The sequence below is a fragment of the Mycobacterium sp. SMC-13 genome (assembly GCF_045311035.1).
In the GTDB taxonomy this organism is placed as follows: Bacteria; Actinomycetota; Actinomycetes; order Mycobacteriales; family Mycobacteriaceae; genus Mycobacterium.
The window spans coordinates 101906-126397 of the sequence record NZ_JBJIAI010000008.1; the positions used below are offsets into that span (position 1 = coordinate 101906).

Below are 24492 nucleotides of genomic sequence, written 5' to 3' on the forward strand. Positions count from 1 at the left end.
AGAGCTCTTGCATGTCTTCTATCTCCTGTTCCCATTTGTCGTTTTCCTGGCCCGATGGCACCGAAGTGTTCTCGGATCTGTCGTTCACGGTCGGTGCCGGTCACACCGGACTGGTCGCTCCCAACGGCGCCGGGAAGAGCACGCTGCTCAAACTCATTGCCGGAGAACTGCAGCCGACTGGCGGCAATGTGACCGTCGACGGCACGCTCGGCTACCTGCCGCAGACACTGCCGTTCGCCACCGATCTGACCGTCGCCGAAATGCTCGGCGTGGCACCCGTTTTGGCGGCTTTGGCGGCACTCGCCGAGGGTGACGCCTCCGAGGCCGTGTTCGCCACCATCGGTGACGACTGGGACATCGAGGAACGCAGCACGGCGCAGCTGGCCCGGCTCGGTCTCGACGTCCCGCTCGATCGGGTGCTCGGCACGCTGTCGGGCGGTGAGGTCGTCACCCTCGGCCTGGCCGCGCAACTGCTGCGGCGTCCCGATGTCCTGCTGCTCGACGAACCGACCAACAACCTGGATTCTGCTGCACGGCAACGGCTCTACGACGAGCTGGACCGCTACCCAGGCGTTCTACTGCTGATCAGTCACGACCGCGCACTACTGGACCGCATGGACCGCATCGCCGAACTACGTGACGGTGACGTCCAGTTCTACGGCGGCAACTTCACGGCGTACCAGGATGCGATCGCTGAATTGCAGCGAGCGGCTGTCGATGAGATGCGTAACGCCGAGTCGCAACTGAAGCTGCAGAAGCGGCAGATGCAGCAGGCCCGCGAGCGCGCCGCCCGCCGGGCCGGCACTGCTGCCCGCAACGTCAAGGACGCCGGGCTGCCGAAAATCATTGCCGGAAAGCTCAAGCGCAATGCCCAGGAGTCGGCAGGCCGCGCCGACGAGGTCCACTCCCAGCGCGTCGACGATGCCCGGGCGCGCCTCGACGCCGCCGAGCGTGCGGTGCGCGACGACGACGTCATCGCCCTCGACCTGCCGGACACGGAAGTGCCCGCAGGCCGGACGGTGCTGAGCGCGGCCGGCCTGAACATCCAGCGCGGCGGCCGGACGTTGTTCGCCGGCAACGGAATCGACCTCGACATCCGTGGACCCGAGCGGATCGCCCTGACCGGCCGGAACGGTGCGGGCAAGTCGACGCTGCTCAAGATGATCAACGGCGACCTCGAACCCGACGCCGGAACCCTGATCCGAGGCGACGGCCGCATCGCCTACCTGTCGCAGCGCCTCGACCTGCTCGATGAGGAGCGCAGTGTCCTGGAGAACCTGATGGCCTGGGCGCCGACCCTCAGCATCACCCGCAGGCGGCATCTGCTGGCGCAGTTCCTGTTCCAGGACAACAGGATCGACCTACCGGTGTCGGTGCTGTCCGGCGGCGAGCGGCTGCGCGCCACACTGGCGTGCGTGCTGTACGCCGAACCGGCGCCGCACCTGCTGCTGCTCGACGAACCGACCAACAACCTGGACCTGGTCAGCGTCGCGCAGCTGGAGTCGGCGCTCAACGCCTACCGCGGCGCCTTCATCGTGGTCAGTCACGACGAGCGCTTCCTCGATGCGATCGGCATCGAGCGGCGGATGACGTTGCCGGAGCGCGACGCGGGGTGAATTGCTCGTTTTACCGGTAGCCCGCGATTGCCCCTCGGTCTCTACCCCTGTTTCGGACGGCTCCAGATCGAACATGCCATACAGAGAGGTGCGGTTGTGGCACCAGCTGTGGCGAATCGCGCTAGATGTCCTGCGGCCGGGTCTGGGCCGGACGCCGCGGCGGGGGAGCGGCGACGCCCGACGGACCGGCCTCCGAATCTCCGCTCCCGTCGCCGGTGCCGCTCGCCGGACCACGGTGCTCGACCGACAGGATCCGCTTGTCGTCCTCGCCTTTTTCGTGGCGCTCCGGGTCCCGGCGCTCCCGCTCCCGATCGTCGGCATCCGACTTGTCGTGTTCGCCGACGGAATCGACGTCACTCAGCCCGCCGAGTCCAGTCCCGGCCGCATGCCCGGCACCGACACCTTCGATGCCACCCAGGCCGCTGGCGATCCCGCCCAGCACCCCGGTGAGGCCTTGTGCGATCTGTCCCGGAATCTGGCCCAACGTCTGCGCCACGCCTTGGGCGATCTGGCCGGCCTGCTGGCCCACCTGCCCGAGCGTCTGCGCCACGTCGCCACCGCCGGCGGCGGGGCTGCCGGGGACGGCCGCGCCGAGCCCACCCGGCGTGCCGGCACTGACACCGCTTCCGGCGCCGCCTCCGGGAATGCCCTCGGCGGCCGAAGACAGCCCACGCGCGCCCTGCTCGTCACCGGCCCGGTATGCCTCTGCGGCGCGGTGCAACTGCTCGGACAGCTGCTGGCCGGCCGCACCCGTCGACTGCAGGATGCTGTCGCGCCGCGCCATCACCCCGCCGAGCGCCGAATTCATGCCGTGGGCGATCAGCCCGTGCGTCGTCGCCGGACCGGCCGGGCCGACCGACTGACCGAGACCCGCGCCGTTCTGGAGCTGGCCGAGCCCGGCCGCGACCGCGTCGTGCACCCGGGCCATGCCCAGCACACCCTCGGTATTGACGTACAGCGGATCGCCCATGATCTGCCCCCTCGAAGACATGTTGCGGTCAATCCTATGGCGGTGTCGGCGACGTGCCCTGCGGCAAATGGTCAGGCGCGATCGCCGGCGACCTCCGCCGCCACGGCGCGAGCCTGCCTGCCGAACGCACAGTCGACGCCGACGCGGTCGAAACAGTCCGCGGCCCGGACATCGCCCAGCAACGCCGCGTCGTGCAGGACGCGCAGCGCCACCGCGGACTGGCCGCCCCGCTCGGCCGCGCGGAGCGCCTCACGGGCGGCGGCGATCGCGCCGTGCCGGTCCCGCCGAGCGGCGTTGGTCCAGGCGCGGGCCAGGGCCAATTCGGGCGCGAATAACATCGACTTCAAGCCGTGCCGGGCTTCGGCACGGGCCAGAGCCCGGCCTGCCTCGGCGGTTGCCCCACGCTGTCCGAGCGCCCGCGCCAGCAACATCCAGGCCAGCGGGCCCCACGAATATCCGGTGCGCGCCAGCACTTTCGCCGCGTTCTCGAGTAGTTCGATCGCCGCGTCGAGTTCGCCCCGTGAGATCAACACATCGGCCAACAGCACCTCGCCGATGGCCCGCCCGGGTTGTTGGGACTGCGTGAAGTCGATCAGCTGCTGAGCCAGCTGCTGAGCCTTGTCCGGCTCCCCGGCCAACAGCAGGACCGTGGTCTGCCCGAACCCGCTGGTGAACCGCAACAGACCCGGCTGCCCGGCGGCCAGGGCGCGCTCGGCGAAGCCGTCCACCTCGGTCAACCGGCCCGTGCGAGCACAGCTCAGCGCCGCCGCCGACGCCGCCCAGCCGACGGCGGTGTCGCTCGGTTCTGCACTGGCCAATACCGAGTCGGCGAGCTGCATGGCCCGGTTCAGATTGCCGGCGTTCATCGCGAACGTCGCCGACAAGGCGTCCAGAGTGACCTGCGCCGTCGGCGTCTGGACGCGGCTTCTGACGGTGCGCAGGAAGGCCGTCGCGCGCTCGGGCTCTGACAGCATCCAGAACTGGTTGGCCGCGCGGGGCAGCGCCCACATCATCAACGCGGGTTCGGTCAGTGCGGCCGCGTCGACCTCGGCCAGTACGGCGTCGGCGTCCAGGCCGCGGCCCTGCCAGGCCAGGGCATAGCTCAATGTGATCCGGGCGGCCAGGCCGCCGGCCGGCAGTGCGGCCCGCCCCAGCCGCTCCGCCAGCTCCAGATCGCCCAGGCGCAGGGCATCCTCGGCGGCGGCAGCGAGTTCGGCGACGGGTCGTGCGTCGCCGCCGTCGAGTGCCCGCACCGCACGCCGCAGCCGGCCGACGACGCCGTCGCCGTCCGCTGGCGGCGGCTCAGAATCGTGCGACACCACGGCCCGGACCGGCTCGTCAGCAGTCACCGGAACCACCAACCGGTCCCGAACCAGCGACGAAAGGCCCTCGGGCAGAGACTGATTCGATTCCGCCGTGACGATGACCCGGGCCGCTCCCGACACCGCGAGCTGATATACCAACGACGCCGACAGCCGGTCGAGCAGATGCCCGTCGTCGACGACCAACAGCAGTCCGGTCCCGAGCGCCTCCCGCGCCGCGCGCAGCACCTGGATCGTCCGGCCCGTCTCGGGCACCGTGAACAGCGGCTCGAAGGCACCGAACGGCACCCGCGAATCGGCGGCGGTGCCGGTGATCCAGGCTGCTCGTTCGAAGCCGGGCGCCAACTCGTCGAAAGCCACGCGCGCCGATGTGGTCTTGCCAGACCCGCGGGCACCCGTCAGCAGCGCACCGGCCCGGGTTTCGACGCCCGCTTTCAGCTGGCTGAGCACCACGGTCCGATCCTATGGCTGCGCGGCGGACGGCATCGCTCGATTAGCGTTGTGCTGTGCTGGCCGACAACACCCCCGAGAATCCCTACGCCGTCTGTGTCTACTGCGCCGCCGGTCCCCGTCATCCCGAATTGCTCACCCTCGCCGGCGATGTGGGCCGGGCCATCGCCGCGAAAGGCTGGACCCTGGTGTCCGGCGGCGGCAACGTCTCGGCGATGGGCGCCGTCGCCGACGGAGCCCGGGAGAACGGCGGCCGCACCATCGGCGTCATTCCCAAGAAGCTGGTGCACCGCGAGCTGGCCGACGTGAACGCCAGCGAACTGATCGTCACCGACACCATGCGCGAGCGGAAGCAGATCATGGAGGACCGGTCCGACGCCTTCATCGCGCTGCCCGGCGGTATCGGCACCCTCGAGGAGTTCTTCGAGGCCTGGACGGCCGGCTACCTCAACATGCACGACAAGCCGCTGGTGATGCTCGATCCGCACGGCCACTACGACGGCCTGCTGGCCTGGCTGCACACGCTGGTCGACTCCGGTTACGTCCAGCGGGCCGCGCTCGACCGCCTCATCGTCGTCAAGGACGTCGACGCGGCCATGGCTGCTTGTGCGCCGCGTGACATCGCTCACTAGGCTCACCGGGCATGAGTGACGAGACATCACGCACCGGCGTCGGGCTGCTCGATATTGCTAAGCAACTGCCCGGTTTCCTGTCCGACGCCCCGGTGATCCTTCGCGGCCTGATCACCGGCTTCGGTGCCAGCCCGACGGCGAAGACGTCGATCGGCAAGGTGTTCCAGGAACGCGCGGAAGCCAACAAAGACAAGGTCTTCATCAAGTTCGAGGACCAGCGCATCACCTACGGCCAGGCCAACGCGACGGTCAACCGCTACGCGTCGGTGCTCGCGGCCAAGGGCGTCGGCCCGGGCTCGGTGGTCGGCATCATGCTGCGCAACTCGCCCGACGCGGTGCTGCTGATGCTGGCGACGGTCAAGTGCGGCGCGGTCGCCGGAATGATCAACTACAACCAGCGCGGCAATGTCCTGGCACACAGCCTGGGTCTGCTCGGCGCCAAGGTGCTTGTCACAGAATCGGACTTCCACGAGCCCGTCATCGAGTGCGGTGCCGCTGCGGAGCTGACGACGGGTCTCATGTCGGTCGAGGAGCTACGCGAGCTGGCCGTCGGCCAGTCGACCGCCAACCCGGTGGGCACCAGCCAGATCCTGGCCAAGGAGAAGGCGTTCTACATCTTCACCTCGGGCACCACCGGGATGCCCAAGGCCAGTGTCATGACGCACTACCGCTGGCTGCGCGCGCTCGGCGGATTCGGCGGGCTGGGGCTGCGCCTGAACAGCAGCGACACCCTGTACTGCTGCCTGCCGCTGTACCACAACAACGCGCTGACGGTCGCGACGTCGTCGGCCCTCAACGCCGGTGCGGCGCTCGCGCTGGGCAAGTCGTTCTCCGCCTCGCGGTTCTGGGACGAGGTCATCAAGTACGACGCCACCGCGTTCATCTACATCGGCGAGATCTGCGGCTACCTGCTGAACCAGCCGCCCAAGCCCACCGATCGGGCACACAAGGTCCGGGTCATCGCCGGCAACGGGCTGCGCCCCGCCATCTGGGACGAGTTCACCTCGCGCTTCGGCATCAAGCGGGTGTGCGAGTTCTACGCCGCCAGCGAGGGCAACACCGGCTTCGTCAACGTCTTCAACATCGACAAGACGACGGGCATCTGCCCGTCGCCCGTCGTCTACGTGGAATACGACCTGGAGACCGGCGAGCCGGCCCGCGGACCCGACGGCCGGCTGCGCAAGGTCAAGCGCGGCCAGCCGGGCCTGCTGCTCAGCAAGGTCAACAACCTGCAGCCGTTCGACGGCTACACCGACAAGGCCGCCAGCGAGAAGAAGTTGGTGTGCAACGCATTCAAGGACGGCGACGTCTGGTTCAACACCGGTGACCTGATGCGGTCGCAGGGCTTCGCGCATGCCGCGTTCGCCGACCGTCTCGGCGACACCTTCCGGTGGAAGGGCGAGAACGTCGCCACCACCGAGGTCGAGGCCGCGCTCGGCGCCGACGACCAGGTGGAGGAGTGCACGGTGTACGGCGTCGAGGTGCCGGGCTGCGGCGGCCGCGCCGGCATGGCGTCGGTGCAGTTGCGCGAGGGCGCCGAGTTCGACGGTGCCCGCCTGGCCAAGGCCGGCTTCGAGCACCTGCCGGCCTACGCGGTACCGCTGTTCATCCGGGTCGTGCCCGCCCTGGCTCACACCTCGACGTTCAAGAGCCAGAAGGTCGACCTGCGCAAGCAGGGCTACGGCGACGAGGTGAAGGACCCGATCTACGTGCTGGCCGGCCGCGACGAGGGCTACGTGCCGTTCTACCCCGAGTACCCCGCCGAGGTGAAGGACGGCAAGAAGCCGCGTTAGCCAGGGATTTGTGCACGATTTTCCGCGCTTGCCGCGGAAAATCGTGCACAAATCACATGGTGGCGAGCCGAATTCGGTCAGCTGATCACCACGTCACCGACGTCTCGACGTGGCCGAGTTCGGCTTTCTGCCTGCCGCTGGCGTCCTTGCATGACAGCACCACGTTGTAGGTGCTCAATGTTGGTGCGCCACTGAAGGATTCGGTGTGGCTGCCGTTGGCGGGAACGTTGAACTGCCGCGTCGTCTTCTTCGGGACCAGCGGGTTGATCGAATCCGCCGTCGCGGTGTAGTTGCACGTAGCCGCGATGTTGGAGGTGTTGGTGACGTTGAACGCGATGCTGGAGACGCCGGGTGCGCCGAACGACGCCTGAATCGCGTTGGTGACGTCAGGGATCGGGGCGCAGGTCTGGCCGGCCGGCACCGTCGGGGTGGGGGAGCCCGCGGGGCACTGCACCGGGGGCTTCTCCGCCGGTGGCGGGGTCACGACGGGCGGTGCCTGTGGTGTGGGTTTCGCGTTCCCGGGCATGGTGAACGTCGTGTTCGACCACGGACCGCACCAGTCGCCCTCGAGATCCTTCTTGCGGCACGCCTGCACCGCGATGTTCCAGTGGGCACCCGGACCGCCGCCGAGGGTGAATCGGGTGGTCGCGCCGTTGATGCACTTGAAGCCCTCTTCTTGCTGCTCGCCGCCGTCGATCTTCCAGTGCACCGCGTCGACGACATAGTCGCCGTGCACCCGGGGGCAGCCGCTGATGACGCAGATCGCGGTGGTGATCTCGCCGGGTTCCTGATTGCAGTTCACGTCGAGACCGTTGGGTAGGGCCCCGGCGGGCGCCGGTGCCAACACGGGGAAGCTCGTCATCGCGGCAACGACGGCGACGCGCGTCAAATACAGTGCTCGCTTGCTCATCTGCGGCCTCCTGGGAGTTTGCTCTCGATCCGATTGGACGTGAATCGAACCTATTGACCGCGGCACCTCCTCGAATCAGGGAATTCCCTACACTTCGCGGCATTTGCCACAGCGGTGGCCGCGGAATGAGCGGATTTGCGGCAGCCCGATAGCCTGGGAGTCGTGCAGTCCTCCGCAAGGGGCCAGTTCCTGGGTCGCCAGGTGGCCGGCGATCGCGCGCTGATCATGGCGATCGTCAACCGCACCCCGGATTCCTTCTATGACCGGGGGGCGACCTTCAGCGACGGCGCGGCCAAGGACGCCGCGCACCAGAAGATCGCCGACGGGGCCGACGTCATCGACATCGGCGGCGTCAAAGCGGGTCCGGGCAGCACCGTGGACGCCGACGAGGAGATCGCGCGCGTCGTGCCGTTCATCGAATGGCTCCGCGGCGAGTACCCCGACCAACTCATCAGCGTCGATACCTGGCGCGCGAACGTGGCCAAGCAGGCCTGCGCGGCCGGGGCCGACCTGATCAACGACACCTGGGCCGGCGCCGATCCGGGACTGCCCGAGGTGGCCGCCGAATTCGGCGCGGGACTGGTCTGCTCGCACACCGGCGGGGCCGTGCCGCGAACCCGGCCCTTTCGCGTCAACTACGGCGTCACCGAACGCGGCGTGGTGGACGACGTCATCGCCGAGGTCACCTCAGCGGCGCATCATGCCGTCGATGTCGGCGTCGCGCGGGACGCCATCCTGATCGACCCGACGCACGATTTCGGCAAGAACACTTACCACGGTCTTAGTTTGTTGCGCCACGTAAAAGATCTTGTAAATACCGGATGGCCAGTCCTGATGGCCCTCAGTAACAAGGATTTCGTGGGGGAGACTTTAGGTGTCGAACTGACCGAGCGCCTGGAGGGGACGCTGGCCGCGACGGCACTCGCCGCCGCTGACGGCGCCGCCATGTTCCGGGTGCACGAGGTGGGCCCCACCCGACGCGTGCTGGAAATGGTCGCGTCGATCCAGGGCGGGCGTCCACCGAGCCGAACAGTGAGGGGACTCGCGTGACCCTAATGCCCGAGATGACTGCTGAATCCATCGCTCGCCATGCGTGGCTGGCCGAACGCAGCTGGAGCCGGCCGGCGTGGACCATCGCCGAGCTCGAGGCCGCCAAGGCTGGCCGGACCGTCTCTGTCGTGTTGCCCGCGCTGAACGAGGAAGACACCGTCGCCGACGTCATCGACAGCATCAGCCCGCTGCTGGGTGGTCTGGTCGACGAGCTCGTCGTGCTCGACTCCGGTTCCACCGACGAGACCGAACTGCGTGCCATCGAGGCCGGCGCCCGGGTCGTCAGCCGGGAACAGGCGCTGCCCGAGGTGCCGGTACAGCCCGGCAAGGGTGAGGCGCTGTGGCGCTCGCTGGCGGCCACCACCGGCGACATCATCGTGTTCGTCGACTCCGACCTGCTCGACCCCGACCCGATGTTCGTGCCCAAGCTCCTGGGCCCCCTGCTGCTCGCCGACGGGGTGCATCTGGTCAAGGGCTTCTACCGGCGGCCGCTGAAGGTCGGCGGCACTGAAGACGCCAACGGCGGCGGCCGGGTCACCGAACTCGTGGCACGGCCCCTGTTGGCATCCCTGCGGCCCGAGCTGACGTGCCTGCTGCAGCCGTTGGGCGGCGAATACGCCGGCACCCGGGAGCTGTTGACGTCGGTCGGGTTCGCGCCGGGCTACGGCGTCGAGATCGGTCTGCTGATCGACACCTACGACAAGCTGGGCCTCGACGCCATCGCGCAGGTCAATCTCGGGGTGCGCACGCACCGCAACCGGCCGTTGAACGAGTTGGCCTCGATGAGCCGTCAGGTGATCGCGACGTTGCTGTCGCGCTGCGGCATCAGCGACTCGGGCGTCGGCCTGACACAGTTCTTCGCCGACGGCGACACCTTCACGCCCCGCACGTCGACGGTGTCACTGATCGACCGTCCCGCCATGAACACCCTGCGCTGACCCGCCCTCGCGGCGCTTGTCGGTGCCATCCGGCAGGATCGTCGGTGTGACACTGATTTTGATCTACCTCGTGGTGCTGATCCTCGTCGCGGTGGTGCTCTTCGCGCTGGGCACCGTGCTGTTCGGGCGCAGCGAGCAGCTGCCGCCGCTGGCACGCGGCACCACGGCCACCGTGCTCCCCGCATCCGGTGTCACCGGCGCCGACGTCGACGCCGTCAAGTTCACGCAGACCCTGCGCGGCTACAAGACCAGCGAGGTCGACTGGGTGCTGGACCGGCTGGCGCAGGAACTGGACTCGCTGCGCGGCGAGCTGACAACGCTGCGGGCGCAGACCGCGGACGCCGACCAATGACGAGTGCCGAGCGGACCCGCTGCGGGTGGGTCAACATCGGTGAGTCGGCGGACGCGGTGCTGTACCGCGACTACCACGACACCGAATGGGGGCGTCCGCTGCGCGGCACCCAGGCGCTGTTCGAACGGGTCTCGCTCGAGGCGTTCCAGAGCGGCCTGTCGTGGCTGGTCATCCTGCGCAAGCGGGAGAACTTCCGGGCGGCGTTCAAGGGGTTCGACGTGGCCACGGTCGCCGGCTTCGGGGAGAAGGACATCGACCGGCTATTGGCCGACCCGGGCATCGTCCGCAACCGCGCCAAGATCGAGGCGACCATCGCCAACGCCCGCGTGATCGACGGGGGCCTGGACCTCGACGAGCTGCTGTGGTCGTTCGCGCCACCGGCGCGGCCGCGGCCGGCCGACCTGGCGCAGGTTCCGGCGACCACACCGGAGTCGGTGGCCATGGCCAAGGAGCTGAAGCGCCGCGGTTTCCGGTTCGTCGGCCCGACCACGGCGTATGCGTTGATGCAGGCCACCGGGATGGTGGACGACCATGTCGAGGCCTGTTGGGTGCCCCGTTACAGCTTGTCGGAGGCGTGACGGGCGGGTCTTTCACACCCTCAGGTAGCGATAGGGAACAATAGACATAGTTCAGTTGCAGTTCAGTGCCGTGATCCGACCCACTGAGTGGGTAGATCCGGCCTTGATCCGGGACCGTGGATGCGGTCCGGGCGCGTGCGGAGGGAGCACCCGATGGCGGCGATGAAGCCCCGGACCGGCGACGGTCCACTGGAAGCAACCAAAGAGGGGCGCGGCATCGTCATGCGGGTACCGCTGGAGGGTGGCGGTCGTCTGGTGGTCGAGCTGACCCCGGATGAGGCCGCAGCCCTGGGCGACGAACTGAAGAACGTCACCAGCTAGTTCAGCCGCAGACGCTCCGATAGATGTCGAGCGTCTGCTGGGCGACCTGCATCCAGGAGAACTCCTCGATGCACCGCCGACGGCCGGCCTGCCCGAACGTGCGGGCCTGTTCCGGGTTCCGGACCAACGCATTGACCGCGTCCGCGAGCCCTGTCTCAAACCCCACCGCATCCGCGGCGTCGTAGTGCACAAGTGACCCTGTGCTGCCTTCGTCGACCACCTCGGGAATGCCGCCGACGTCCGAGGCGACCACGGCGGTGCCGCAGGCCATCGCTTCGAGGTTGACGATGCCGAGCGGTTCGTAGACCGACGGACAGACGAAAACTGTTGCCGTCGCCAGGATTTCGCGGATCTTCTCGAGCGGCAGCATCTCCTGGATCCAGTGCACGCCGGCGCGCGTCGCGCTGAGCTCTTTCACCGCGGCCGCCACCTCGGCCGCGATCTCCGGGGTGTCGGGTGCGCCCGCACACAGCACCAGCTGCACGTCCGGGTCGAACCGGTGGGCCGCCGCGATGAGGTGACCGACACCCTTCTGCCGGGTGATCCGCCCGACGAACGCCACGATCGGCCGGTCCGGGTCGATCCCGAGGTCAACCAGGGTCTGGCCCGCCTCGACCGGATACCAGTCGTCGGTGTCGATCCCGTTGCGCACCACGTGCACTCGCGCGGGGTCCAGCTGCGGGTAGGTGGCCAGGACGTCGGCCCGCATGCCGGCACTGACCGCGATGACGGCGTCGGCCGCTTCGATCGCCGTGCGCTCGACCCACGAGGAGATGCGGTAGCCGCCACCGAGCTGCTCGGCCTTCCACGGCCGCCGCGGCTCGAGCGAGTGCGCGGTCAGCACGTGCGGGATGCCGTGGAGCAGCGCGGTGAGATGCCCGGCCATGCCGGTGTACCAGGTGTGCGAATGCACCACGTTCGGCATGGCAGCCGGCCCGGCGAACGCGTTGTTGACCATCGCCAGATCTGCCGACAGCGTCGTCAGGGCCGCATTGGCGCCGGCGAGCAGGGGATCGGGCTGGGCCACGAAGGCGTCCCGCCGCTGCACGCCCATGCAGTGCACGTCGACGTCGCACAGCTTCGTGAGCTGCCCGACGAGCTCGGTCACATGCACGCCCGCGCCGCCGTAGACCTCCGGTGGATACTCCCGCGTCATCATCGCCACCCGCATGTCGATGACGTTAACGCGTGCGACGGGTTGGGGCGTATGTCTGGCCGCTTCGGTTGGTGGCTACTAGGTTTGGTGGCATGAGGGAACAGCCGCAGGTGCTGGGAATCGTCTTGGCCGGCGGTGAGGGCAAACGGCTGTATCCGCTGACGGCGGACCGCGCAAAGCCCGCCGTCCCGTTCGGCGGCGCCTACCGCCTCATCGACTTCGTCCTGTCGAACCTCGTCAACGCCCGATACCTGCGGATTTGTGTTCTGACGCAATACAAGTCGCACTCACTGGACCGGCACATCTCGCAGAACTGGCGGCTGTCGGGCCTGGCCGGCGAGTACATCACCCCGGTCCCGGCGCAGCAGCGCCTGGGCCCGCGCTGGTACACCGGCTCGGCCGACGCCATCTATCAGTCGATGAACCTCATCTACGACGAGGACCCCGACTACATCGTGGTCTTCGGGGCCGATCACGTGTACCGCATGGACCCCGAGCAGATGGTGCGGTTCCACATCGAGAGCGGAGCGGGCGCGACGGTCGCCGGCATCCGGGTGCCGCGCGCCGAGGCGTCGGCGTTCGGCTGCATCGACGCCGACGAGTCCGGCCGCATCCGCAGCTTCGTCGAGAAGCCGGCCGACCCGCCGGGCACGCCCGACGACCCCGAGCAGACGTTCGTCTCCATGGGCAACTACGTGTTCACCACCAAGGCGCTCATTGACGCCATCCGGGTGGACGCCGAGAACCACGACTCCGACCACGACATGGGCGGCAACATCATCCCGCAGATGGTGGCCGACGGAATGGCCGCCGTCTACGACTTCAACGACAACGAGGTGCCCGGCGCCACCGAGCGCGACCACGGCTACTGGCGCGACGTCGGCACGCTCGACGCGTTCTACGACGCCCATATGGACCTGGTGTCGGTGCACCCGGTGTTCAACCTCTACAACCGGCGCTGGCCCATCCTCGGTGAGTCGGAGCATCTGGCCCCGGCCAAGTTCGTCAACGGCGGCTCGGCCCAGGAATCGGTCGTCGGCGCGGGCAGCATCATCTCGGCTGCGTCGGTGCGCAATTCGGTGTTGTCGTCCAACGTCGTGATCGACGACGGCGCCATCGTGGAGGGCAGCGTGATCATGCCCGGCGCCCGCGTCGGGCGCGGTGCCGTGGTGCGGCACGCCATCCTGGACAAGAACGTCGTCGTCGGCCCCGGCGAGATGGTCGGCGTGGACCTGGAGAAGGACCGCGAACGCTTCTCGGTCAGTGCCGGCGGCGTCGTCGCGGTCGGTAAGGGCGTCTGGATCTAGACGGCCGCATCGGGCGTCCGGCGGCGTCTGCGGCGGAGTAGCGCCACCGCCGCCCAGACCAGCAGCGCGAGCGCGACGACAACCAGCACCGGCAGCACGATCGCGACGATCACCAGCCCGACGCTGGCCACGTCTTCCACCGTGCTCAGCACGGGTGCCGCGAGCCCGCCGGTGGCGACATTGGCGACGGGCCGCACCGTCGACTTGGTCAGCGACACCACGAGCGCGGTGACGGCCCCGATCACCACGGGAATCCACTGACCGGAACTGGCGAACGCGCCGGGATCGGTGACGGCGGCAGTCTGTGCCGCGGTGCCGGAGCCGAAGACGATGCCGCCGGACGTCGGCCGCACGAACGTCTGGATGACGTCGTTGACGCTGTCGAGGGCGGGCACCTTGTCGGCGACGATCTCGACGACCAACAGCACGGCCACGATGCCGATCACCCAGCCGTTGGTCAACCACGCCCACGGGTGCGGGAGCTCCACGAGGTTGGTGAAGCGTCCCAGCAGGCCCATCGCCAGCAGGGGAATGTAGGCGTTGAGGCCCGACGCGGTGGCCAGACCGAGGCCGGTGAACAGTTCCACCCGTTCAGTCTCCGGGATTTGTGCACGATTTCCCGCGCTGTCCGCGGATTTTCGTGCACAAATCCCGCGGTGTCACCAGACGTAGGGGAGCAACCGGTAGCGCACCTTGTGGGTGTAATCGACGTAGCCGGGCAGTTCGGCGCGCAGCATCTTCTCCTCGTCGAAGATGCGCGCCATGAGCGCCGGGGCGGCGGCCAGCACCGGGATGAGCCCCCAGTAGGAGCCCAGTGCCAGCGGGGTCGCGAGCATCATGATCAGTGCGCAGATGTACATCGGGTGCCGCACGATGCCGTACAGGCCGGTGGAGATGACCGGCTGGTTTTCCTCGACCGAGATGCTCGCGCCCGCGAAGTTGTTCTGGATGACGACCCACTGGGCCGCCAGCAGCGACACCGCGACGACGACGTTGCCGAGGATGACGACGGCCGTCGGCACGTAGGACCACCCGAAACGCCAGTCGAGTGCGCTGACGATGCCGGTTCCGATCACCGACGCGAGGATCGCCCAGATCGCCACCTTCTGAATCGGGCGCGTCTCGGCCGTCGGGCCGCCGTGCATCCGTCGCGCCAGCGCCTCGGGGCGCTTGATGGCCAGGTACATGCTCGGGCCCATGGTCGCGACCATGAAGACCGCGATGAAAACCCAAGCCTGCCAATAGTGGATGGTGCCGGCCGGCACGCACAGCAGCACCGCGAAGAAGACGATGCCCCCGGCCGCCGAGGCGAGCGCCTGCAGAGCGAGTTTCATGATTTCTCCTACCGTAGATCACGGCGCCGGAAAGCCAAGGCGCCCAGGATGATCAGAGTTGCGTCCAGAGCCAGCAGCCAGACCAGTGGCGTCGCGGTGAAGGTACCCGAACCAACCCGCGGGATATGGCTGAACGGATCGAGGTCCAGCACCCAGTGCGGTGAATTCGCCAGCGAACCAAGCAGATACACCGCGATGAAGCCGACCAGGGCGCCCCACGCCACCGGAGTGAATCGCGGCGCTGCCCCGAACAACACGGTCGTCACTGCGATCAGGAGCCAGATGGCGGGCAGTTGCACTGCTGCCGAGCCCAGCACCAGGGGCAGTTTGCCGCCGAGGTCGTCGGCCGCCGCGCCGTACGTCAGGCCGGCCAGCAGGCCCGACGTCAGCATCGCGACCGTGGTGCCGGCGAGCGCGATGGCCAGATAGCCGGTCAGCCAACGGATCCGGCTCACGGCTCCGGCGAGTAACGTCTCGGCGCGCTGGCCGGTCTCCTCTTGATGCGGCCGCAGGGCCAGCGATACCGCGAACGCGGCGGCGACCATGCCGAGCATGTTGAAGGCGATCGAGATGAACGCTTCCTCCAGTGCGCTGGTACCGCCGAGACGCGTGATGATGTCGCGTGCCGAGCCGCTGCCGCCCAGCTCGTCGCCGATGCCGTGTACGACGCTGCCGACGAGCAGCCCGTACAGCCCCAGCCCGACGGTCCATACCAGGACCGAGCCGCGGGTCAGCCGCCAGGCCAACCCTGTTGGGCCGCTGAGCATTCCGGTGGCCCGAGGCCGGCCGCGCCGCTCGGCGAACATCCCGGCTCCGACATCGCGGGCGCCCTGCAATTGGTACGCCAGTACCACCAGGGCGACGGTCAGTGTCAGGTGCAGTGCCAGCACACCGAACCGGTCACCGGCATACGGGCGGACCAGCAGTGACCAGCCCAGGGGAGAGGCCCAGGACAGTTCGCTGCCACTGGCGTCGCCCACCGCGCGCAGCGTGAACGCGGCGCCGAGAACGCCGAAGGCGATACCGCGGGCGACGCGCGCGCTGGCCGAGAGCTGCGCGGCCACGGCGGCGACGGCGGTGAACACCAACCCGGAGGCGGCCAGCGCGCAGCTGAACGCCAGTGAACCCGCCACGGGCACATCGGTATTCAGGAGGCCGAGGAAGCCGAGCCAACCGGTGAGCAGCGAGCCGCCACCGGTCAACAGCAGCGCGGCGGTCAGGCTCGCGTTGCGGCCGACGGCCGTCGAGTCGATGAGTTCGGTGCGGCCGGCCTCTTCATCGGCGCGGGTGTGCCGGATCATCGTGAGGATCACGGCGACGGCGATCAGCACGTGGAACATGCCGGCTTTCCAGATGCCGGCCGCGCCCAGGCTGTCGTTGTAGATGTTGCCGTAGATCGCGCGCTGGGCCGGGCTGGCCATGATGCTCGCCGCGAATCCGGCGCGGGCCGCCGCGGTGGGGTAGACGGCCTCGATGCTGCCGATGTACACCGTGGACAGTGGCAGAGACAGCAGCAGCACCCACAGGGGCAGCACGATCCGGTCGGTGCGCAGGTAAAGACGAAGCAGCCCAAGGGTTCCGGTGAAGCTGGAGGCCCCGGCGGCCGGCCGGGCGGGCCGGGCCGGGGCGGTCCAGGACGGCGGTCATGCCCGCACCTGCTCGGGTTCGCGGCGGTTCCGGCCACTGTCGTAGTGCCGCAGGAACAGATCCTCCAGCGTGGGCGGCTGGCTCACCAGTGAGCGCACACCGGCATCGCCGAGTGCCTTGATGACCGCGCCGAGACTCTCCGATTCGACGCGGGCTGTGAGCATCCGGCCGTCGAAGAAGATGTCGGAAACCCCTGGGAGGTGGTCGATCCGGCCCGGGTTGTTGATCATGTCGGCCTTGATGGTGGTGCTCGACAGGTGCCGCATCGACTCCAGCGTTCCGCTCTCGACGGTCCGGCCGGCCCTGATGATCGTCACCCGCTGGCACAGTCGCTCGGTCTCGGCCAGGATGTGGCTCGACAGCAGGACGGTGGTGCCCCGTCCGGCGGCCTCGGCGACGCACTGCTGGAAGATGTTCTCCATCAATGGATCCAGGCCGCTGCTGGGTTCGTCGAGTAACAGCAGGTCGGCGTTGGAGGCGAAAGCCGAGACCAGGGAGATCTTCTGCCGGTTGCCCTTGGAGTACGTACGGGTCTTCTTGGTGGGGTCCAGGTCGAACCGCTCGGTGAGTTCGGCGCGGCGTTTTTCGTCGATGCCACCGCGCATCCGGGCCAGCAGATCGATTGTCTCGCCGCCGGTCAGCGTCGGCCACAGCGTGACATCGCCTGGTACATAAGCGATGTGGCGGTGCAATGCCACGGAGTCGGTCCACGGGTCACCGCCGAGCAGCCGGACCGAACCGGAGTCGGCGCGAACGAGCCCCAGCAGGATGCGGATCGTCGTCGACTTGCCTGCGCCGTTGGGCCCCAGGAAGCCGTGCACCTCACCCCGCTCGACCCTCAGGTTCAGTCCGTCGAGTGCCCGGACCGCCCCGAAGTTCTTTGTCAGGGTGTCGATTTCGATAGCGGCGTTCACATTCACTCCTCGGTGCTGGTGACGATGGGTTGGCCTGATTCCTGTTGCGCCAGAAAGGCTTCGTACATCGTCGAATCGGCCATCAGGCCCTCGGTGTACACCTCGAGTGCGGGCAGCACCATGTCCTGCGCGTAGTCGTGCAGCACCTGGCGATAGTCCGTCGGGTTGTCGTGCAACTGGATGTACGTCAGGAAGGCACCGCCACTGGTCAGGGCCAGGAAGCGGGCGCGCGCCCTGGGGTCGTGACTCGGCTTGATGGTGCCGGCGCGGACGCCCTCTTCGAGATAGCCTTCGGTGTTCTCGATCATGTTCTGCCACAGCGACTTCGACAGTTCGCCGCCGGTCTGCAATGCCTGCATCAGGTAGGCGGTCATGGGTGCGAAGGATTCGATCTCGGCGAGCTGCGCGAACCACGCGCTCGGGCTGGCGTTCTGCATCGACTCGGTCTTGGCGGCCCGGACGGTCTCGATGACGTAGGCGTCGCAGGCTTCGCGCAGTTTCTCCTTGGAGCCGAAGTGGTGGATCACCAAAGCCGCGCTGACCCCGGCGGCCGTCGCAATGCTGCGGACGCTGGCCGAGAACCCGTGCTGGCCGAACTGTTCGATGGCCGCATCGCGGATACGGGCGACGGTGGTGAGGTCCTCGACTGAACGCATGTTCAATACGCTAAACACGCGTTCAGTCGGTCGTCAAGGATCTGACCCGTCAAGAGCTCGTAAAGATTCGACAGCGACGTCAACGGCGCGGCGTGAGCCGATGCTTGGCGGCCGTTGATCCAGCGGCGAGCGTGCGTGTCTGCAGCCGCCACGCCGTCAGGCGTGTGCATTTTGGTCCCGCTCAGCGGCGGCGAACGTGCGCGAACAGCACGGGTGGAGCGGCGTGTCTAGGTGCAGACACGCACGCTCGCGGGAATGGCTAGTCGCGGACGGCGGCCAGGAGCCCGTCGCCCAGCGGGACCAGGACCGGGGTCAGCCGCTCGTCCTCGGCGATGGCGCGGGTGGCCTCCCGCACGGCCGTCACGTCGCGGTCGTTGGCGGCGGCGTCGCCGGCACGGCCGCCGAGCGCGGCGCGGTGCACCACGATCACGCCGCCCGGTCGCAGCAGGCGGACGCCCTCGGTGACGAACTGCGGCTGGTCCACGGGCTCGCCGTCGATGAACACCAGGTCGTAGGACTCGTCGGCCAGCCGGGTGAGCACTTCCTGCGCGCGGCCCACGATCAGCCGGGTCCGCGACGGCCCGACACCCGCGGCGACGAACGCCTGCTTGGCCAGCCGCTGATGCTCGGGCTCGATGTCGATGGTGGTCAGCACGCCGTCTTCGCGCATGCCGGACAGCAGCCACAGCCCGCTGACGCCGGCGCCGGTGCCGACCTCGACGACGGCCTTGGCCGACGCGATCTTCGCCAGCACGCTCAGCAGTGCGCCGACCGCCGGGGTGACGGGGTTGGCCCCACTCTCCTCGGCCCGCTCCCGGGCCGCGGCGGTGATGGGTTCTTCGGTGATGGACCGCTCGGCGTGCTTGACGATGGCCTCGGCCGTGCTCGCTTTGGGAGCGGCAGCAGCGACGGGCTGGGCCGGTGCCTGGGCGGGTGCCGCCGGGGCCGGCTGCGCCGGGTCAGGCTGGTTGCTACCGGCCGAAACCGTCGGGTCATCGGTGCTGGACATGTGCGCAGCGTAACGAACGCCCAGCGTGCCGCCGCTCAGTACACGCGCAATACGGCCGCGCTCTCGGGCGGCGGCGGAGCAATCCTGAGCGGCGACGCGCCACGCCCGAGACCCAAGGTTAAGTTTTGGCGAACATATAACGGGTATTCGCAGGTCATGGAGCTGACGCGGGGTTTCTCAGGAAAAGTTCAGTTTGCTCATACATCAACCTCACCAGGGTGGGGAACCGTAATCGCCATGCACGCGAGTGTGAACGATCTGCAAGCCGATTCCGGAGTTCGGCAGTCGCCGGACATCCGCGGAATCGGGAATATCGGACTCCAGGTACCGGTTTCTGCTGATGCGTCATGTGCCAACGACGCGGAAACTACGGAACTGGAGATTGCCACGACCGCCATGCCGGCCCCCACAAAGCTCGCCCCGACCCACATGTCCCATGTCCCGGTCGCCGACGCCGAAGTGGATTGGGCTGAAGTCAGCGACGAATTGACCGGCACCGCCGTCTTCGATGCCACCGGCGATGTGGCCACCATGCCGTCCTGGGACGAGCTGGTCCGCCAGCACGCCGACCGGGTGTACCGGCTGGCCTACCGTCTGTCGGGTAACCCGCAGGACGCCGAGGACCTCACGCAGGAGACGTTCATCCGGGTGTTCCGCTCGGTGCAGAACTACCAGCCCGGCACCTTCGAAGGCTGGCTGCACCGCATCACCACCAACCTGTTCCTGGACATGGTCCGCCGCCGCACCCGCATCCGGATGGAGGCGCTGCCCGAGGACTACGACCGCGTGCCGGCCGATGACCCGAACCCCGAGGAGCTGTACCACGACTCGCGGCTGGGACCGGACCTGCAGGCCGCGCTCGACTCGCTGCCGCCGGAGTTCCGTGCCGCCGTGGTGCTGTGTGACATCGAGGGTCTGTCGTACGAGGAGATCGGCGCGACGCTCGACGTCAAGCTCGGCACCGTGCGCAGCCGTATCCACCGGGGCCGGCAGGCGCTGCGCGAGTACCTCGCCAGTCATCCGGGTGACTACTCCGAGGCGGCCGCGGCCATCTCCGCCAAGTCCGCCTGAGCGTTGTGACGTATCCGTCCCAGGTTGTCGCGCTACATTCAGTAGTAACGGCAACACGGACGAAGGCGTGGCGCGGAGAGGAGCTCGGTGATGGTCGACCGGGGACAGTTGTTCCGTCGTGCGTTCTCCTGGCTACCCGCGCAGTTCGCCTCCCAGACTGACGGACCCGTCGGCCCACGCCGCTTCGGGTCGACGGAGCACCTGTCGATCGAGGCCATCGCCGCATTCGTCGATGGTGAGCTGCAGATGGGTGCGCATCTGCGCGCCGCCCATCACCTGTCTCAGTGCCCGGATTGCGCCGCCGAGGTCGATGCCCAGGGGCAAGCCCGGAGCGCATTGCGCGATTCGTGCCCGATCATCGCGCCCACTGCGTTGCTGGGTGCGTTGGCGAACATCCCCAACGACACATCGATGCAGTTCGCGGAAATCCAGACATCCGGAATCGATGACCAGGACTTTGCCGATCGGCCGCCGCGGGAACGTCGTCGGCGCCGGTAGGGTTGACCCTGAATTTTGAGTGACCGAGACGCCCGTCAATGCGGGTCGTGCGGATAGAGCCAGCAGATGGGGAGTGGAAAACCGGTGACGAATCAGGACATGTCCGGAGATCGCCCCCGTCTGGCTCCGCGTCCGGTGACGCGTACCCCGGTGGACCCGGCGTCGCAGCGCGCGTTCGGCCGGCCAGAGGGCTTCACCGGTTCCTTCCTCGCCGAGGATCAGATTCGTAACCAGGGCGAGTACACCCCGACCAACCAGGCGCCCGATCCCGTGCTCGCCGAAGCCTTCGGCCGGCCCGCCGGTGGCGTCGATTCCCTGCAGCGCCACCCCGCCGACGCCGGCGCGCTGGAGGCCGAGGCCCAGGACGACGACGACGCTGTTGCCGACCCGTGGCGGGATCCGTCGGCCGCGCCGTCGCTCGGCACCCCGGCACTGCCCCCGCCGCCGCCGGTGGTGGTCGCCGCTCCTGTCGGCAAGCTCGGTGTGCGTGACGTGCTGTTCGGCCGCAAGGTCTCGATGACGGCGCTCGCGGTGCTGGCCCTGCTGGCGTTGGTCATCGGCGTGCTCGGCGGTGTCGTCGGGCGCAAGACCGCCGAGGTGGTCGAGGCCTTCACCACGTCCAAGGTCACCTTGAAGACCAGTGACGGCGGCGACCTGCCCGAGGGGCGGTTCGCGAAAGTCGCTGCCGCCGTGGCGGATTCGGTGGTCACCATCGAGGCGATGGGCGACACCGACGGATCGCAGGGTTCCGGTGTCGTGGTCGACGGCCGCGGCTACGTCGTCACCAACAACCACGTCATCTCCGACGCGGCCAAGAACCCCAGCCAGTACCACATCTCCGTGGTGTTCAACGACGGCAAGCAGGTGCCGGCGAACCTCGTCGGCCGGGATCCCAAGACCGACCTCGCGGTGCTGAAGGTCGACAACGTCGACAACCTGACCGTGGCGAAGTTCGGTGACGCCGAGAAGGTCAAGGTCGGCGACGAGGTCATCGCGGCCGGCGCCCCGCTGGGTCTGCGCAGCACCGTCACGCACGGCATCATCAGCGCACTGCACCGTCCGGTGCCGCTGTCCGGTGAAGGCTCCGACACCGACACCGTCATCGATGGCATCCAGACCGACGCCTCGATCAACCACGGCAACTCGGGTGGCCCGCTGATCAACATGAACTCCGAGGTCATCGGGATCAACACGGCCGGAAAGTCGTTGTCCGACAGCGCAAGTGGTCTCGGGTTCGCCATCCCCGTGAACGAGGTCAAGGCCACCGTCGAGGTCCTGATCAAGGACGGCAAGATCTTCCACCCGACGCTGGGCCTCAACGCCAAGTCGGCCAGCGACAAGGTCGCCTCGGGTGCCCAGGTCGTGAACGTCGTCGCCGGCAGCCCCGCGGAGAAGGGCGGCATCCTCGAGAACGACGTCGTGGTCAAGGTCGGCAACCGCAAGGTCGCCGACGCCGACGAGTTCGTGGTCGCGGTGCGTCAGCTGCAGATCGGTCAGCCCGCGCCCATCGAGGTGATCCGCGACGGCCGGCACGTGACGCTCACCGTCGTTCCCAACGCAGACACCCCGGCCAGCTGATGTTCGGCAACATCGGATGGGGCGAGATGCTCGTGCTGGTCATCGCGGGCCTCGTGATCCTGGGCCCGGAGCGGTTGCCCGGCGCCATCCGGTGGACGGCCGGCAGCCTCAAACAGGTGCGCGAGTACCTCAGCGGTGCGACCAGTCAGCTGCGTCAGGATCTCGGGCCGGAGTTCGAGGACCTGCGCCAGCCCCTCAGTGAGCTGCAGAAACTGCGCGGCATGACACCGCGCGCGGCGCTGACCAAGCATCTGCTCGACGGTGACGACTCGTTCCTCACCAGCGCCTTCGACACTCCCGCGCCGCCGGACCAGACCAAGCCGCTGACCACGCCCGAGGTCAACGGCATCCCGCCCACACCGGGCGCTCCGGGGGCGGCCCCGCAGTCGCAGACGCCGCAGTTCGACCCCGACGCGACCTGACGCCGCTAGAGATTCAGGGCCTGCAGGCGGGCCGGGTCGCGGTAGCGATCGGCGTTCTCGGCGATCTCTGCTGCCGGCGGCAGGATTTCGTCCGCGGCGACGTAGACGCCGCCCGCGCGCAGTGAGTCGTCGAGCATCAACCAGATCCAGCGGGTCAGGTCGTCGACCAGCGCGTCCTGGGTGTCGCGCAGCGGTTGTTCGAGCCAGTGCCCCGCGGCGGTCTCGACGAGGCCGACGATGCCATACGACAACCGCTCGGCATCAGCCTTCACATCGAAGGCGGCCACGTACACCTTGAGGACCGCGGTCAGCAGGTTGGCGATGGTGATCTTGATGTCGGCGAACGCGTTGAAGCCCTCATCGATGGAGCATCGCTGCAGGTACCGGTACAGGTTCGGGTGTTGCGTCAGGAAGTGGACGTGCGCGCTCACGCCGGCCCTGACGATCTGCGCCATGCTGCCCTCGGGCCGCCACACCGGCGCGAGTTCGGCGGTGATCATCTCGCTGGTCCGGTGCGCGACCTCGCGTTGCAGGTCCGCGGCGTCGACGAAGTGCCGATAGAGCTTGGTCCGGCTGACGCCGACGTGGGCGGCGATCTGCTCGGTCGAGGTCTGGGGCCCGTGTTGCTCGATCACGACGAGGGCAGCGTCGATGAACTCAGCGCGCCTGCGCTCGCGTTGGCCGGCCCAGCGACCGGTGGTGGCATCCGCCATGGCTCCTTGTTTACCTCATGTACCTGCCCGGGAGTTACCTGATGCAGCCAATCAGTGGGACTCTGGCTATCTAGTGGTACGTGCCGTACCATTTACGAAACCGCGCCGGTGGGCGCCTTCATGTTCAAAGGGGAACGACGATGGATGCTGTCGCCACTTTTCGCCGGGTCGCCGGTCTGCCGGTTGCGGACACGAAACTGACGCCCGCGGTCGACTACGGATTCTTCGGACCCGACTCGGTCACCTGGCGGGTGTGGAGCTACCCGACCTCGTTGCTGCTGGGCTTCGCCCGCGCCGTGACCATCGAGCACCTCGACCCGTACCTCGCCGCGGCGGTCGATGCCAGTGGTCAGGTGTACGCCCGCACCCGGCTGCGCTACGACCGCACCATGCAGTACTTCGCCCTGGTGGCGTTCGGTGACGCCGAGGCGGTCCTGGATGCCTCGGAGATTCTGGTCAAGATCCACGGCAAGGCCATCGGCACCGAGCCGATCACCGGCAAGCCGTTCGACGCCAACGACCCGTACTCGCAGCTGTGGATCCACCTGACCGCGTGGCACTCGATCCTCTACACCTATGAGATGTTCGGGCCGGGCAAGCTGACCGAGGCCGAGGAACTGCAGTACTGGGAAGAGTGCGCGCGGGCCGCGGAATTCCAGACCATCAACCCCGACGACGTGCCGCGCACGCGCGAGGGCATCCAGCAGTACTTCGAGCAGTACCGGCCGCAGATGGCCGGCTCCGAGGTGGCCCAGAACATGATGAACTACCTCGTCGACCTGGGCTATCACATCCTGCCCGAGCGGGTGCCGAGCTGGATGCGCCGCGTGTTCAACTGGCCGATGCGCCGGGCCATCATCGCGACCATGCCGAAGTGGATGCGCACCCTCGGCGGCATCCCGCAGAACTACTCCGACGACGTCATCGCCAAGCTCATCGCGCGGCCACTGCTGCGGGCGGTCGCGGGCATCCCGCGCCTGGAACTGGCGATCCTGGACTTCACCACCCCGCACACCACGCCGATCGTCGGCCCGACGCTGATGAAGATCCCGGCCCAGAACCCCGTCACCTACACGCCGGCCGAGGCCCGCGCGAAGTGGGGCCGGACCACGCCCTTCGAGCAGTATCAGGCGCTGCTGGCCAAGCGGGCACTCGGGCAGGGCCCCAAGCCGTACGAGCACAACCACAGCGACGCGCTGCTGGAATTCGAAGCACACGCCGGCTGATTCCGGCCCATACCGACCGCACCACCGGG

The 24492-nt window shown here is 68.2% G+C and carries 24 protein-coding genes and 1 pseudogene; 14 read left to right on the top strand and 11 right to left on the bottom strand.

Annotation, left to right across the window (positions count from 1 at the left end; all coding sequences use genetic code 11):
- Positions 1-11 precede the first annotated feature (11 nt).
- Positions 12-1616 (top strand): ribosomal protection-like ABC-F family protein, encoded by a 1605-nt coding sequence (gene abc-f / locus ACJH6I_RS13960; RefSeq protein WP_406784227.1) that lies wholly within the window; start codon positions 12-14, stop codon positions 1614-1616.
- Positions 1617-1737: 121 nt separating this feature from the next.
- Here the strand turns inward: abc-f and ACJH6I_RS13965 are convergent, their stop codons facing one another.
- Together ACJH6I_RS13965 and ACJH6I_RS13970 are read right to left on the bottom strand one after the other, a co-directional pair.
- A complete protein-coding gene (locus ACJH6I_RS13965; RefSeq protein WP_406784228.1) occupies positions 1738-2607 on the bottom strand; it encodes a type VII secretion target in 870 nt (289 codons plus the stop codon).
- Positions 2608-2657: 50 nt separating this feature from the next.
- Positions 2658-4313, bottom strand: a complete 1656-nt coding sequence (locus ACJH6I_RS13970; protein WP_406784238.1) for an AAA family ATPase — start codon at positions 4311-4313, stop codon at positions 2658-2660.
- Positions 4314-4414: 101 nt separating this feature from the next.
- Between ACJH6I_RS13970 and ACJH6I_RS13975 the strand changes: the two genes are divergently transcribed.
- Positions 4415-4990 carry a TIGR00730 family Rossman fold protein gene (locus tag ACJH6I_RS13975; RefSeq protein WP_318986202.1) on the top strand — a complete coding sequence of 192 codons (576 nt, stop codon included), beginning with the start codon at positions 4415-4417 and terminating at the stop codon, positions 4988-4990.
- An 11-nt stretch (positions 4991-5001) separates the two neighbouring features.
- On the top strand, positions 5002-6783 hold the full coding sequence (gene fadD6, locus ACJH6I_RS13980; protein WP_318986201.1) for a long-chain-acyl-CoA synthetase FadD6: 1782 nt from the start codon (positions 5002-5004) through the stop codon (positions 6781-6783).
- Positions 6784-6868: 85 nt separating this feature from the next.
- Here fadD6 and ACJH6I_RS13985 read toward each other — a convergent pair whose 3' ends face one another.
- A complete protein-coding gene (locus ACJH6I_RS13985) occupies positions 6869-7693 on the bottom strand; it encodes a hypothetical protein (RefSeq protein ID WP_212812641.1) in 825 nt (274 codons plus the stop codon).
- A 225-nt stretch (positions 7694-7918) separates the two neighbouring features.
- Here ACJH6I_RS13985 and folP point away from each other — a divergent pair, with 225 nt between their 5' ends.
- From folP to ACJH6I_RS14010, 5 genes are all read left to right on the top strand, one after another.
- Complete coding sequence (gene folP / locus ACJH6I_RS13990) at positions 7919-8743, top strand: dihydropteroate synthase (protein WP_212814939.1); 825 nt, start codon at positions 7919-7921, stop codon at positions 8741-8743.
- 5 nt (positions 8744-8748) lie between these two features.
- The gene (locus ACJH6I_RS13995; protein WP_212814938.1) at positions 8749-9681 is read left to right on the top strand and encodes a glucosyl-3-phosphoglycerate synthase; all 933 of its coding nucleotides are present in this window, start codon (positions 8749-8751) and stop codon (positions 9679-9681) included.
- A gap of 46 nt (positions 9682-9727) precedes the next feature.
- On the top strand, positions 9728-10033 hold the full coding sequence (locus ACJH6I_RS14000) for a DivIVA domain-containing protein (RefSeq protein ID WP_212812640.1): 306 nt from the start codon (positions 9728-9730) through the stop codon (positions 10031-10033).
- Positions 10030-10611: a DNA-3-methyladenine glycosylase I gene (locus ACJH6I_RS14005; RefSeq protein ID WP_212812639.1), complete on the top strand. Its 582-nt coding sequence runs from the start codon at positions 10030-10032 to the stop codon at positions 10609-10611. The genes ACJH6I_RS14000 and ACJH6I_RS14005 overlap by 4 nt, the downstream gene beginning before the upstream one ends.
- A gap of 153 nt (positions 10612-10764) precedes the next feature.
- Entirely contained in the window at positions 10765-10932 is a 168-nt protein-coding gene (locus ACJH6I_RS14010) for a DUF3117 domain-containing protein (RefSeq protein WP_005059648.1), read from the top strand.
- A 1-nt stretch (position 10933) separates the two neighbouring features.
- Here ACJH6I_RS14010 and glgA read toward each other — a convergent pair whose 3' ends face one another.
- Positions 10934-12103 carry a glycogen synthase gene (glgA, locus tag ACJH6I_RS14015; protein WP_212812638.1) on the bottom strand — a complete coding sequence of 390 codons (1170 nt, stop codon included), beginning with the start codon at positions 12101-12103 and terminating at the stop codon, positions 10934-10936.
- Positions 12104-12180: 77 nt separating this feature from the next.
- Between glgA and glgC the strand changes: the two genes are divergently transcribed.
- Positions 12181-13395 (top strand): glucose-1-phosphate adenylyltransferase, encoded by a 1215-nt coding sequence (gene glgC, locus ACJH6I_RS14020; RefSeq protein ID WP_064857802.1) that lies wholly within the window; start codon positions 12181-12183, stop codon positions 13393-13395.
- Here glgC and ACJH6I_RS14025 read toward each other — a convergent pair.
- The 6 genes and pseudogenes from ACJH6I_RS14025 to ACJH6I_RS14050 all read right to left on the bottom strand — a co-directional run bounded on the left by ACJH6I_RS14025 (position 13392) and on the right by ACJH6I_RS14050 (position 18955).
- Positions 13392-13982 (bottom strand): DUF4126 domain-containing protein, encoded by a 591-nt coding sequence (locus ACJH6I_RS14025; protein ID WP_212812637.1) that lies wholly within the window; start codon positions 13980-13982, stop codon positions 13392-13394. The genes glgC and ACJH6I_RS14025 overlap by 4 nt on opposite strands.
- A 72-nt stretch (positions 13983-14054) precedes the next feature.
- A complete protein-coding gene (locus ACJH6I_RS14030; protein ID WP_212812636.1) occupies positions 14055-14729 on the bottom strand; it encodes an isoprenylcysteine carboxylmethyltransferase family protein in 675 nt (224 codons plus the stop codon).
- A gap of 8 nt (positions 14730-14737) precedes the next feature.
- Positions 14738-16351 (bottom strand): annotated as a pseudogene (locus tag ACJH6I_RS14035) (ABC transporter permease); the annotation flags it as partial.
- Between the two features lie 21 nt (positions 16352-16372).
- Positions 16373-17296, bottom strand: a complete 924-nt coding sequence (locus ACJH6I_RS14040) for an ABC transporter ATP-binding protein (RefSeq protein ID WP_212812634.1) — start codon at positions 17294-17296, stop codon at positions 16373-16375.
- Positions 17293-17946 (bottom strand): TetR/AcrR family transcriptional regulator, encoded by a 654-nt coding sequence (locus tag ACJH6I_RS14045; protein WP_212812633.1) that lies wholly within the window; start codon positions 17944-17946, stop codon positions 17293-17295. Before ACJH6I_RS14045 ends, ACJH6I_RS14040 begins: the two co-directional genes overlap by 4 nt.
- A 259-nt stretch (positions 17947-18205) precedes the next feature.
- Positions 18206-18955 carry an O-methyltransferase gene (locus ACJH6I_RS14050; RefSeq protein WP_346416949.1) on the bottom strand — a complete coding sequence of 250 codons (750 nt, stop codon included), beginning with the start codon at positions 18953-18955 and terminating at the stop codon, positions 18206-18208.
- 237 nt (positions 18956-19192) lie between these two features.
- Between ACJH6I_RS14050 and sigE the strand changes: the two genes are divergently transcribed.
- The 4 genes from sigE (at position 19193) to tatB (ending at position 22524) form a co-directional block, all read left to right on the top strand.
- Complete coding sequence (gene sigE / locus ACJH6I_RS14055; RefSeq protein ID WP_406784229.1) at positions 19193-20026, top strand: RNA polymerase sigma factor SigE; 834 nt, start codon at positions 19193-19195, stop codon at positions 20024-20026.
- A 90-nt stretch (positions 20027-20116) separates the two neighbouring features.
- The gene (gene rseA, locus ACJH6I_RS14060; protein ID WP_212812631.1) at positions 20117-20524 is read left to right on the top strand and encodes an anti-sigma E factor RseA; all 408 of its coding nucleotides are present in this window, start codon (positions 20117-20119) and stop codon (positions 20522-20524) included.
- 84 nt (positions 20525-20608) lie between these two features.
- Positions 20609-22102, top strand: coding sequence for a trypsin-like peptidase domain-containing protein (locus ACJH6I_RS14065; protein ID WP_346416948.1), 1494 nt, complete (start codon positions 20609-20611; stop codon positions 22100-22102).
- On the top strand, positions 22102-22524 hold the full coding sequence (tatB, locus tag ACJH6I_RS14070) for a Sec-independent protein translocase protein TatB (RefSeq protein WP_406775611.1): 423 nt from the start codon (positions 22102-22104) through the stop codon (positions 22522-22524). Before ACJH6I_RS14065 ends, tatB begins: the two co-directional genes overlap by 1 nt.
- Positions 22525-22529: 5 nt before the next feature.
- Here the strand turns inward: tatB and ACJH6I_RS14075 are convergent, their stop codons facing one another.
- A complete protein-coding gene (locus ACJH6I_RS14075; protein WP_212812629.1) occupies positions 22530-23237 on the bottom strand; it encodes a TetR/AcrR family transcriptional regulator in 708 nt (235 codons plus the stop codon).
- A gap of 140 nt (positions 23238-23377) precedes the next feature.
- Between ACJH6I_RS14075 and ACJH6I_RS14080 the strand changes: the two genes are divergently transcribed.
- The gene (locus ACJH6I_RS14080) at positions 23378-24463 is read left to right on the top strand and encodes an oxygenase MpaB family protein (protein WP_212812628.1); all 1086 of its coding nucleotides are present in this window, start codon (positions 23378-23380) and stop codon (positions 24461-24463) included.
- Positions 24464-24492 lie beyond the last annotated feature (29 nt).